The sequence below is a fragment of the Streptomyces sp. NPDC045026 genome (assembly GCF_056432625.1).
The window spans coordinates 86875-98372 of sequence record NZ_JBWKIS010000032.1 but is presented as its reverse complement, the minus strand read 5'-3'; the positions used below and the strand labels follow the sequence as shown (position 1 = coordinate 98372).

At 69.7% G+C, this 11498-nt stretch carries 8 protein-coding genes and 1 pseudogene; 1 reads left to right on the top strand and 8 read right to left on the bottom strand.

The window, feature by feature from the left end; genetic code table 11:
• Together AC07EJ_RS39785 and AC07EJ_RS39780 are read right to left on the bottom strand one after the other, a co-directional pair.
• Positions 1-167 (bottom strand): annotated as a pseudogene (locus AC07EJ_RS39785) (integrase core domain-containing protein); the annotation flags it as partial.
• A gap of 65 nt (positions 168-232) precedes the next feature.
• Positions 233-496 carry a hypothetical protein gene (locus tag AC07EJ_RS39780; protein ID WP_478886084.1) on the bottom strand — a complete coding sequence of 88 codons (264 nt, stop codon included), beginning with the start codon at positions 494-496 and terminating at the stop codon, positions 233-235.
• 131 nt (positions 497-627) lie between these two features.
• Here AC07EJ_RS39780 and AC07EJ_RS39775 point away from each other — a divergent pair, with 131 nt between their 5' ends.
• A complete protein-coding gene (locus AC07EJ_RS39775; protein WP_478886083.1) occupies positions 628-1371 on the top strand; it encodes an integrase core domain-containing protein in 744 nt (247 codons plus the stop codon).
• 249 nt (positions 1372-1620) lie between these two features.
• Here AC07EJ_RS39775 and AC07EJ_RS39770 read toward each other — a convergent pair whose 3' ends face one another.
• From AC07EJ_RS39770 to AC07EJ_RS39745, 6 genes are all read right to left on the bottom strand, one after another.
• Positions 1621-4695, bottom strand: coding sequence for an alpha-mannosidase (locus AC07EJ_RS39770; RefSeq protein WP_478886082.1), 3075 nt, complete (start codon positions 4693-4695; stop codon positions 1621-1623).
• A gap of 52 nt (positions 4696-4747) precedes the next feature.
• Positions 4748-6598, bottom strand: coding sequence for a hypothetical protein (locus tag AC07EJ_RS39765; protein ID WP_478886081.1), 1851 nt, complete (start codon positions 6596-6598; stop codon positions 4748-4750).
• Positions 6599-6604: 6 nt separating this feature from the next.
• Entirely contained in the window at positions 6605-7495 is an 891-nt protein-coding gene (locus tag AC07EJ_RS39760; RefSeq protein WP_478886088.1) for a carbohydrate ABC transporter permease, read from the bottom strand.
• A 23-nt stretch (positions 7496-7518) separates the two neighbouring features.
• Positions 7519-8499: a carbohydrate ABC transporter permease gene (locus AC07EJ_RS39755; protein WP_478886080.1), complete on the bottom strand. Its 981-nt coding sequence runs from the start codon at positions 8497-8499 to the stop codon at positions 7519-7521.
• Between the two features lie 52 nt (positions 8500-8551).
• On the bottom strand, positions 8552-9883 hold the full coding sequence (locus AC07EJ_RS39750) for an ABC transporter substrate-binding protein (RefSeq protein WP_478886079.1): 1332 nt from the start codon (positions 9881-9883) through the stop codon (positions 8552-8554).
• Between the two features lie 284 nt (positions 9884-10167).
• Complete coding sequence (locus AC07EJ_RS39745) at positions 10168-11286, bottom strand: ROK family protein (RefSeq protein WP_478886078.1); 1119 nt, start codon at positions 11284-11286, stop codon at positions 10168-10170.
• Positions 11287-11498 lie beyond the last annotated feature (212 nt).

Below are 11498 nucleotides of genomic sequence, written 5' to 3'. Positions count from 1 at the left end.
ACCACGCTCGCGGTCGGCGGCCTGCCCGGCCTGCTCCGCCGCTTGCTGTAGTCCCACTTGCGCGCGATAAGTCTGCGGTGCCACGCCGGCACAGTTGCAGGCGTCAACGGAAAAACACGCGCCCACCGACGCCGCGGGATCAGCGCAGACAACGCCGCGAACCACAGCTCGTCCGCCGGCGCCTGTGGGTGCCGACAACCCCGTCACCTGTGCTGAGCTGCGACTTTAAGGGTCACGATGTGATCACATCGAGGGTACTCGTGAGCCCGCTGGCGCTCGCTGGGGAATCGTGACGTTCCGTCTGGTCTACCGATTCGGTTGCCTGCTGCTCGGCTGGCTGCGCCTGCTGGCCCGCTCCTCCGGGGCCAAGGATGTCGAACTTCTGGTGCTCCGGCACCAGCTGGCGGTCCTGCAGCGCGGCAGCCCCAAGCCGGCCTTCACCCGCGGGGACCGCGCGGTGCTCGCAGCGCTGCTCGGGTTGCTGAGTAAGCGTCACCGTTCGGTGCTGAAGCTGCTGGTCACCCCGCGTACCGTGCTGCGCTGGCACGCGAGGCTGGTCGCGAAGAAGTGGACCTATCCGCACCTAGGCCCGGCCGACCGCCCAAGCCGGAGGCGCTTCGTTCCCTGGTGCTGCGCCTGGCCCACGAGAACAGCTCGTGGGGGTATCGCCGGATCCACGGTGAACTGCGCGACCTGGGCTGGAAGGTCGCCGCCTCCACGGTGTGGGAGACGTTGAAGAAGGCTGGGATCGACCCGGCGCCCGAGCGCGCCGACCACTCCTGGGGCCGCTTCCTGAAGGCCCAGGCCACCGGGATCTGGGCGGCTGACGTGTTCCACGTCGACACCATCTTCCTGCGCCGCCTGTTCGTCCTGTTCTTCATCGAGCACGGCACCCGGCGGGTGCACATCGCCGGCATCACCCGGCACGTCACCGCCGACTGGGCGACCCAGCAGGCCCGCAACCTCCTGATGACACTGGACGACGTGGGCGCAGTCGGCATCCGGTACCTGATCCGGGACAACGCGGGCTACTTCACCGACGGCTTCGACGCCGTCTTCACCGCCATGGGCACCCGCGTGGTGCCCATCCTGCCGGGTGTGCCCCGGATGAACGCGATCGCCGAGCGCTGGGTCGGATCCTGCCGCCGTGAGGCCACCGACCGCGTCCTGATCACCGGGGAACGGCACCTGCGGCTCGTCATCGGCGAGTACGCCGGGCACCACAACGAACATCGGCCTCACCGGTCACTCGGCCAGCGATGCCCCGACGGTGTCGGCGCGCCCGAGCCGCCCGCCGCCGACGGCCCGTCGCGCATCCTCCGGCGTGACCGCCTCGGCGGCCTCATTCATGAGTACATGCAGGTCGCATAGGGTGACGGAGGCTGTCGGCACGCACAGGGCCGGTAGAAGGTCGCCCAGGGCGGCGGCGCTGGGCGAACGTCCCTCGCATCTTTGGCCACGCGGGCACGCAGCACAGCAGCGGGCGCCGTGATCAGATTTCGGACGAGCGAGGCAACGACCGACAGCGACATCCGCAGATCGTCGCAGGCCCATCCGAGGCCGCATCATCAGAATCAGCAAACGTGCAGGTCAAAGCAGTCATGCTCGACCGCGGCGTGTTCACGGCTGAGCAGCGGTGGCCAGGCGCAGGGTCTGTACCTCGAAGGGGCGCAGTGACACGGTCACTGCGTCACCTTCGGAGTGCGCCTGCCCGGTGGGCCGCTCCAGGAGGTCGCAGAGCGATGCTCCGCCCAGCGGGAACTCGGTCCGCAGGCACCCCTGCGCCCGTCCGCCGCGCGACTCGTAGAGCCGTACTACGACATCGCCGGACCGGTCGTCGGCGAGTTTGACCGCTTCCACGGTGATGCCGTCGCCCTCGACACTGACCACCGGCTCGGGTGCGCCCGCCGCGTCGGCGATGCGGAGCGGCAGGTTGAGCGCGTAGCCCTCGGCGAGGGCGTCGTCGATGCTCGCGCCGGGCAGCAGGGCGTAGGTGAGGCGGTGGGTGCCCTGGTCGGCCTCGGGATCGGGGATGCGGGGGGCGCGGACCAGGCTGAGGGCGACGGTCGTGGTGGTGCCGCCGTCTTCGCGGACGGTGCGGGTGACGTCGTGGCCGTAGGTGGAGTCGTTGATGACGGCGACGCCGTAGCCGGGCTCGCCGATGTGCACCCAGCGGTGGTTGCACACCTCGAAACGGGCCGACTCCCAGCTGGTGTTGGTGTGGGTGGGGCGATGGACGTGGCCGAACTGGATCTCGGAGGAGGAGTGCGGGGCCCGTATGTCGATCGGGAACGCCGCCTTGAGGATCTTCTCCGTCTCGTGCCAGTCGATCTCCGTCTCGATGTCGATACGGGGGCTTCCCGCGCGGACGGTCACGGTCTGGGTGATGTGCGATCGGCCCTTGCCGAAGGCCCGCTCGACGCGGATCGCGGCGAGCAGCGGGTCGGTGGAGACCACCGTGACGGACTCGGCGGACGTCAGCTCCGTACACCGGTTGCGGTAGTGCTTGTCGATGTCCCAGGCGTCCCAGTGGTTGGGCAGGTCGGTGTGGAGGCGGAGCAGGTTGGCGCTGCCGGCGAGGACTTCGCGGCCACCGTGCCGCAGGTCGCGTACGGAGGCCAGGGTGCCGTCCTCGGCGACTTCGACGCGGACCAGGCCGTTGTCCAGGACGCGCCCGCTGACAGTGACGGGAGCCGGTGCGGTCCCGGTGCCGAGGGGCGCGCTGCCGTGCGCGGGGACCTCGGTGTGCACCGGGCCTTCCGGAGTACGTACGACCTCGGAGCGGGCGTAGGGGCTGGTGTTGAACGCCCGTGGCACCTGCGTCGCCCGCGTCGCCCCACCTGCCCCGAGCGCCGACAGCGCCTCGTCGGTCAGTGCCCCGGCCTCCCGGGCGATTCGCGCGTACTCGGCCTCGGCCTCGCGGTGCACCCAGGCGATTGACGAGCCGGGCAGGATGTCGTGGAACTGGTGGAGCAGGACCGTCTTCCACAGCCGGTCGATCTTCTCGTACGGGTAGACGTACGCGGGGGCGTGCAGCGCCGCCGTCGTCGCCCACAACTCCGCCTCCCGCAAGAGGTGTTCGCTGCGTCGGTTGCCCTGCTTGGTGCGGGCCTGGGATGTGTAGGTGGCGCGGTGCAGCTCCAGGTAGAGCTCGCCCACCCACACCGGCGCGTCGGAGTATTCGGCCTCGGCTGCGGCGAAGAACGCGTCGGGGTGTTCGACGACGACCTTCGGGGAGCCTTCGAGGTCGGCCAGGCGCCGCGCCCGTTCGACGATCTCACGGGTGGGTCCGCCGCCGCCGTCGCCCCAGCCGAAGGGGGCGAGGGAGCGGGTGCCACCGCCCTTCTCGCGGTAGTTGCGGACGGCGCGGGCCATCTCGGTGCCGCTGAAGCGGGCGTTGTAGGTGTCGACGGGCGGGAAGTGGGTGAAGATGCGGCTGCCGTCGATGCCCTCCCACTGGAAGGTGTGGTGGGGGAAGGCATTGGTCTGGTTCCAGGAGATCTTCTGGGTGAGGAACCAGTCGTTGCCCGCGAGCTTGGCGAGCTGGGGGTAGGCGGCGGTGTAGCCGAAGGAGTCGGGCAGCCAGACGCCCTTGGTCTCGATGCCGAAGTGCTCGATGAAGAACCGCTTGCCGTACACGAGTTGGCGGGCGAGCGCCTCGCCGCCGGGGAGGTTGCCGTCGGCCTCGACCCACATGCCGCCGACAGGCGCCCACTGCCCGCGCTCGACGGACTGCACGATCCGCTCCCACACCTGCGGGTAGTTGTCGCGGACCCACTCGTACTGCTGGGCTTGCGAGCAGGCGAAGATGAACTCCTCGTACTCGTCGGCGAGGGCCGTGACGTTGGAGAACGTACGGGAGGTCTTGCGCTTCGTCTCGCGGATGGGCCACAGCCAGGCCGAGTCGATGTGTGCGTGGCCGACGCCGGAGACGGTGTGGGCGCTGGCGTGGGCGGGCTTGGCGAGGGCGGGCGCGAGGACGGCGCGGACGGCGACGGCGCTGCCGGACACGTCGTCGAGGTCGAGGGTGTCCATGGCGCGGTCGAGGGCGTGCATGATCTCGTGCCGGCGCGGGTCGTGTGCGCCGAGTTCGGCCATCAGCTCGGACAGGACCTGGATGTCGAGGTCGAGGTGGAAGACCTCCTCGTCCAGGACGGCGAGGTCGGCCCGGCGGAAGGTGTAGAGGGGCGCGTCCCCGGCGGTGCGGGGGTCGCCGAGCGGGGTGGGGCGCGCGAAGTCGTCGGCGAGGATGTCGGGGTTGGAGGCGGCCTCAACGAGGTAGTCGATGCTCTCGCCGCCTGCCGCGGGGTTGCCGATGGGCACGTACTGGTTGAGCGGGTTGACGGCCTTGAGCGGGGTGCCGTCGACGGTGTGGACGAGCGCCTCGGCCTGGTTGCCGGGCCAGCCGCCGACGAAGCCGAGGTCGATGACGGCCTCGACGCGCTTCCCGGCCCACTCGGCGGGCACCTCCCCGCGCATCCGGAACCAGGTCGTCCCCCACGGCGGGCCCCATCGGGTGCCCATCGCGAAGGGCAGGTACGTGGCGTCCGCGGCCTCGGTGAACGGCACCGGCTCCCCCGGCGCCTGCCACGCCTCCACGTCGAAGGGCACCCTCTCCGCGTACTTCGCTGGCTTGATGCGCTGCTCGTGGACGCGCTTGACGCGGCCCTCGATGCGGCTGCTTTCGTCGTGCATGGCGGCTCTCCTGCAGGGGGTGAACAGTTCAAGGGTGCGGGTGCGGGGCAGATCAGATCAGCGACAGTCCCGGGTCACCGTGCTCATCGGGCTCGCCGAGCACCGCGGTGAAGGCCTCCGTCGTGACGGTGAGCCCGTCCGTCGAGCGCTCACAGGTCGTCAACAAGGGCTCGGCCGACTCCCCGTACCGCACCGAGAAGACGTCCAGGCCCTCGGGCGCACCCGTCACCGGGCCGGCTTCGAGGGCCGTGGTCGCGACGACGTGGCTCCAGCCCTCGTCGGGGCTGCCGTAGCCGCGCGGGTCGAGCGAGAGCGCGAAGGCCGCCTGTTGCTGAGTGGCCTCGCCGCGGGCGTCGAAGTGGTCGTCGCGGTCCGGCTCGGGGTGGGAGAGGCGCAGCTCGCCCGCGGACGCCACCGACGACAGCTCACCGACCCGGCGGAAACCGACCCCGTCCCTGACGACGTACGGCATGCCGGCGAGCAAGTACCGGTCACCGCCCAGCCGTTCGACGACGACCGTCGTCCACAGGCGCGTGCCGTCCGTGACGTACAGCGACTGCACATGCCGCAGCACATGGTCCCGTCCGACGACGGGCTTGATCACCAGCTTTGCGACCAGTCCGCCCGCAGAGACGTCGCGGACGCGCAGCGTCCCCATCGGGCGGCAGAGCAGGAAGGCGTCGTCCGTGACCGGCCCGAAGCCGTGCTGCCGTCCGACGGCGGCCGCCAGCACGACCGTTCCGGCCGCCTCGATGACAGCAGGGGTCATCCGGTCGTCGAAGGACACGGTGACCGTGCCCGCGCGCAGTTGGTGCTGGACCGGGCCGGTACGGGGAGTGCGGTGCCATCCTGTGGCGTCCTGGATCTGCCACACCAGCATGAACGCGAAGTGCCCGTCGACGCCACCGTCCGCACCGGCCGCGTGCCGCGCCCAGCGGGCGTCACCCGCGTAGCGGCCGAGGTCGGAGTCGACGCGACGGCTGAAGTACCGCAGTCCGAGCACCGATTCGAACCCCGAGTGCTGCTCGCTGTAGCGCGGCCCGCCGCTGTCGAAGCCGCTGCCGCAGAGCCGCGCGTCGAGGTAGCGGGCGAGCGCCTCGCCGTCCTCGGCGAAGACGGGCTCGCCGCTGACGCGGTGGGCCTGAGCGAGGAACGAGAGGGAGATCGGCCCGTAGTTGTTGTCGTACGCGCCGCCGTGCTCGGGCGGGAGCAGGGCACCCCTGTCCCGTACGCGATGGGCCCGGATCTCGTCCTCGTACAGCTCCATGGCCCGTCGCCGTACGCGATCCGCGTCGGCGGCCGACGGGAGGTGGCGGGCGAGCATCAGCCCGCCGACGACGCAGCCGATGGCCTGGTTTGCGGCGTCTTGCGGGTTGAAGAAGGTGGCCTCGGTGAGCCAGCGCCAGTAGCCGTGGGCGACATCGAGCAGCTCGCGCCGCTGCCCGTCGTCGACGATCCCGTCGTCCTCCGTGGTGTCCAGGACGTTGACGGCCTGGAGCAGCGCCCAGACCGTGCTCGGCCAGTCACCGATGGGATGCGCGCCGGCGTCGAGGACGTAACGGGCGTACGGCAGACGCGAGTTTCGTACGCGAAGGTTGGGGTAGCCCGGGTTGTCGTCGGTGAAGACGCGCGAGCGGAGGTGGAAGGCGATGCCCCGGCGCACGAGGTCCGGCAGCCGGTCGTCCTTCGTGCGCCGCCAGGCGAGCGCGAGGAGGGATGTGATGCCGAGCGAGGTGTCGCCGATGTCCTCGACGGCGGCTGGGTGTTCGAGGTTGCCGTCGCCGGTGTCACGGGCGAGGGCCTGCTCGACGACGGCCGCGAGGACGGCGTCGTACGCGGCCGGGTCGTCGGGCAGGTCGTGCAGCGGGGTGTGCTGGCGTGGCAGGTACGACAGGTACGGCACGTGCGCTCAGCCCTTCATTCCGGACGTGGCCATGCCCTCGACCAGGCGCTTCTGGAAGACCAGGAAGCAGATCAGCGTAGGCAGCAGGGCGATTGTCGCCATCGCGAACATCGGGCCGTACGACGAGCCGCTCGTCTGGTCCAGGAACAGGGTCAGGCCGAGCGGCACGGTGAAGTGCTCGTTGCGCTGGAGGTACACGAGCTGGCTGAAGAAGTCGTCGTAGGTCCAGATGAAGGTGAAGATCGTGGTGGTGACGAGGGCGGGCCGCATCAACGGAAGAATGATCTTCCAGTAGATCTGGAAGGGGTTGGCGCCGTCCATCATCGCGGCCTGGTCGAGCTCGCGCGGTATGGAGCGGATGAACTGCACCATCAGGAAGATGAAGAACGCGTCGACCGCGAGGAACTTCGGGACGATCAGCGGCAGGAACGTGTTGATCCAGGTCAGGTTGTAGAAGAGCGTGTACTGGGGGATCAGCGTGGCCTGCATCGGCAGCATCAGCGTGCCGAGCATCAAGCCGAACCAGATCTTCTTCCCCTGGAACTCGAAGCGGGCGAAGGCGTAGGCCGCGAGCGAGCAGGAGACGATGTTCCCGATCACCGCGCCGATCGTGACGATCAGCGAGTTGGTCACGTAGAGGGAGAAGGAGTTGCCCGAACCGCTCCAGCCCTCCGCGTAGTTCTCCGGCCGCAGGTTCTGGGGGATGAGGCCGGGCTGCGTGAAGATGTCGGTGTCGGGCTTGAGGGAGCTGCTCAGCATCCACATCAGCGGATAGAGCATGACTAGGGCCACGCCGATGAGCGTGGTGTGGAGAAGGATGCGGCGGGGGCCGGTCAGCTCACGGAGCCTGCCGAGCTTACCCAGAGGAGATGCGGCCCGGGTGGCGATGGTGGACATGGTGGACATGAGGTGTCGTACTCCTAGTCGTCGTAGTGGACCCAGTAGCGGCTGGCGATGAAGTTGATCGCCGTGAACACTGCGATGACCAGGAACAGCACCCAGGCCAGGGCCGAGGCGTAGCCCATCTCCAGGTCGGTGAAGCCCTTCTTGTACAGGTAGAGCGAGTACAGCAACGTCGAGTCGAGCGGGCCGCCCGTACCGGAGCTCACTACGTACGCGGGGGTGAACGTCTGGAACGCGCCGATGATCTGCAGGACGACGTTGAAGAACACGATCGGCGTGAGCAGCGGCAGCGTGATCCGGAAGAAGCGGGTGACGGCCCCGGCACCGTCGATGGCGGCGGCCTCGTAGACGTCCTTCGGGAGCTGCTTCAGACCGGCCAGGAAGATCACCATCGGGGTGCCGAACTGCCAAACGGCGAGCAGGATCAGCGTGTAGATGGAGGAGTCCGGGTTGGAGATCCAGTCCTGGCCCTCGATCCCGAACCAGCCGAGGACCGTGTTGAACAGGCCGTCGCCGCCGAACAGTTGCCGCCACATGATGGCGACGGCGACCGCCCCGCCGAGCAGCGAGGGCAGGTAGAACGCGGCACGGTAGAAGCCGAGGCCGCGCAGTGGGCGGTTGAGAAGGATCGCGACGCCCAGCGCGAGTGCCAGCTTCAGCGGTACCGACACGATCACGTACACGGCCGTGACGCTCACCGAGTGCCAGAACTTCGGGTCCTCGGTGAACATGTGGGTGTAGTTCTGCATGCCGACCCACTGGGCGGGCGAGAGCAGGTCGAAGTCGGTGAACGACAGGTACAACGAGTCGAGCATCGGGTAGATCGTCAGCCCGAACAGACCGACGAACCAGGGGGCCAGGAAGAGGTACGGCCACCATCCCCCGCCGCGCCTCCGCGCGGCGCGGCGGCGCATGCGCTCGCGCTCTCCCTCATCGGGCGGGGTCGCGGGCGCCGCCTTCGGCTGCTCTGCGACCTCGTCGCTCTTGACGGTGGTCATGCTCATCTCCCTGGCCTTCTCCCCTGTGTTCTGACGCTGTTGCGCTGCTGTCCTACTCGGCCAGGGTCTGCTCGGCCTGGTCGAAGAACTCTCCGACCTGCGCCTTCAGCTTCTTCTTGCCGAAGGCGATCGCCAGGTTGGACTGGAAGAGCAGGTCCCAGATCTCGGCGGAGCCCTTCGGCGGTGCCTCGGGCGTGGGCAGGGAGTCGGGGGCCTTGGCAACACGCTTAGAGATGTAGTCGGCCATCTCCATGTTCCGCTTGTCGATGGCGGAGAGGTTCGGGGCGACGATCGCGCGGGCGTTCTCCGTCGGCGGAATGCCACGCTGCAGCTGCATGTTCTCGATGGCCACCTTGTCCTGGGCGAAGAAGGTCATGATCTTCACCGAGTCGGCGATGCGCTTGCTCGCCTTGGTGGCGCTGAGCAGCACACCGCCGTTGACGTAGTTGCCTTCGCGGGCGCCCTTCCAGTCGCCCTGCGGGGTGGGCAGGAAGTCGAGGGTCTCCTTGGTGATGGAGCCGCCCGCGCCGTACACGCCGATGTCGAAGGTAACCAGCGTCTTGCCGATGACAAGGCCGTTCTTGGTGAGGTTGTTGTGCGCGGCCGAGGTGACCTCGGGGCCGGGGCATGCCTTGTCCTTGCGCATCGCAACCCAGTACTCCCACCACTCCTGGAGGGTGTCCGGGGTGAAGCCGAGCTTCTTGCCGCCCGGCGCGTAGAAGGACTGGCCCTTCTCACGGGCGAAGATCTCGAAGGCCTGGAGGGCGCCGCCACCGCCGTCGTCGACTCCGAAGACCTTCCCACCGCTCTTCTTGTTGACGTCGACGGCGGTCTGCCGGAGGTCTTCCCAGGTCCACTCGCGGTTCGGGAGCTTGAGACCGAGCTTCTCCAGGCCACTGCGGTTGACCGTCACTTGATTGACGCCGATCCCGGACGGAACGCCGTACAGCTTTCCGTCGACCGTGCCCGCCGCGAGGAGCTGCTTGGAAAAGCCGGTCAGGTCAAGGTCCTTGCCGACGTACTCGTCGAGGGGGGCAAGCACGCCCTTCCTCGCGTACTGGGCGACGAGCGCGGTGTCCATCTGCGTGAGGTCGGGGGCGCTGCCGCCGGCGACGTTGGTGTTGAAGCGGTCGAAGAAGCCGTCGTAGCCGGAGTACCGCGGCTCGACGTTGATCTTCGGGTTCTTCTTCTCGAACTGCTTGAGGGACTTCCTGTACGCCGCGTGCCGGTCGTCGCTGCCCCACCAGGTCATGGTCAGCTTGTCGGTCGCGGTGCCTGCGCCGGTTCCGCCCGCGCAGGCGGCGAGGGTGCCGCCGAGCGTGGCGGCCGCGGCGACGCCGGTCGCGGTACGGAACAGGGTTCTGCGCGAGATGTGGTGACCCACCGGGTCCTCCTGGAGTGCGTGACGGATGTGCCCGGCCTCGACTACGGCTCCTGGGCGTACGGCCTTCCGGCGCGCGGCCTCGCCCGGCCGCGCCGCGCTGGTGGACAGAGCACCCCGAGGCCGCCGCGGGCACGCCCCCGCGCGGCCGCCGTAGGTCGCCGGATGGCACCGGTCCTACGGCGGGGCACTCCTCCCGGCCGGGTCCCGCCGACCACGGAAAGCGCTTGTCCGGACATTCTCAGAGCGACGGGCAACGCGTCAATGCTTCAACCGGGTCCCTGTCATCACGATTTCGCTCCGGTGACGGACTCGATTCCGTGCGCGACCGCGAGCCTGCTCGCACCCGCCACCGTACCGCTGTCGCCGAGCGTGCTGCTGACGGCCTCCGTGGGCCAGCTGAGCCGGTCCAGTTCGCCGCGCACGCCCGGCAGGAGCTGAGGGTCGGAGCCGGTGGCGCCGCCGAGGACGATCAGCCCCGGATCGAGGACGGCGGCGACGGCTGCGGCGAGCCGGCCCACATCGGCGGAGTGCCGGGCCACCATGTCGTGCGCCGTGGCGTGCTGTTCGGCGGCCAGCGCGAAGAGCCGCTCGACGGTCCGGGGGCAGGGGCCGTCCTCGTCTCGCCGCCAGGCCGCGGCCGTCCGGCCCAGCAGGGAGCGCGAGCCCATGTGCGCCTCGAGGGCCTCCCGGTCCGGGGCTGACCGGCCCTCGCCCCAGGGGAAAGGCAGCCGGGCGACCTCCCCCGCCGCGCGGTTGGCGCCGCGTAGGACCCGGCCGCCGATGACGATGCCGAGGCCGAGGCCCACGCCGATCCGCAAGTAGCCGAAGCTGTCGCGGCCGCGGGCGGCGCCCTCGTGGAGCTCGGCGAGCGCGGCGCAGTTGACGTTGTTCTCCAGGTGCACAGGCACGTCCGGCGGCAGCGCGACGGCCATCGCTTCGTAAGCCGGACCGGCCTTCGCGGTGGCGGGGCGCATGCCCGTGCTCTCCCGGACCCGCTTGGTGACGTCCCCGACGGCGACGACGACGGCCCGCAGCGGAGCGCCGCCGGGCAGCGCGTCGAGGACCTCACGGACGACGCCGGCGGCGCCCTGCCGCGACCCGGCGGCCCGCGCGAGTACGGTGCCGTCCAGGGCGCAGCCGCGCACCTGGGTGCGGGCCGGGCCGAGGTCGACGGCGAGCACGGCGCCCGCGGCGGGCCCCAGGCTGTACACGGCGGCGGACCGGCCGGCACCGCCTGAGACGCTGCCGGAGCAGGCGGCGAGCCCGGCTGCCTCCAGCTCGGCGACGGCGGTGGAGACGGTGGGTTTGGAAAGGCCCGCACCGGCGGCCAGTTCCGGGCGGGTGGCGGTGCCCTCCGCGGCCAGCACGGCGAATACCGCGCGGGCGCTGTCACTCAGGCGCATGGTCCCCCTCGGGTCGCACCGCTCACAGCGGCGATCGCGAAACTTCCCCTTGACGCACCTTACTTCGTTAGTTAATTTCCTTACGAATTCGCATAGCACTCGTCTGCCATGCCCGTCCGAAGCCCGTCCCGGGGTTTCCCGACCGCTCTACAGCTGCTCTGAGCCCGTCCGTTCAGGAACAGCCAGGCACAGTTCAGGCGCACTACAAGCAC

Bases quoted from the DNA above. Each gene is read 5' to 3' on its own strand.
- AC07EJ_RS39770 (WP_478886082.1), bottom strand. From the start codon at position 4,695: ATGCACGACGAAAGCAGCCGCATCGAGGGCCGCGTCAAGCGCGTCCAC.
- AC07EJ_RS39760 (WP_478886088.1), bottom strand. From the start codon at position 7,495: ATGTCCACCATCGCCACCCGGGCCGCATCTCCTCTGGGTAAGCTCGGC.
- AC07EJ_RS39755 (WP_478886080.1), bottom strand. From the start codon at position 8,499: ATGACCACCGTCAAGAGCGACGAGGTCGCAGAGCAGCCGAAGGCGGCG.
- AC07EJ_RS39745 (WP_478886078.1), bottom strand. From the start codon at position 11,286: ATGCGCCTGAGTGACAGCGCCCGCGCGGTATTCGCCGTGCTGGCCGCG.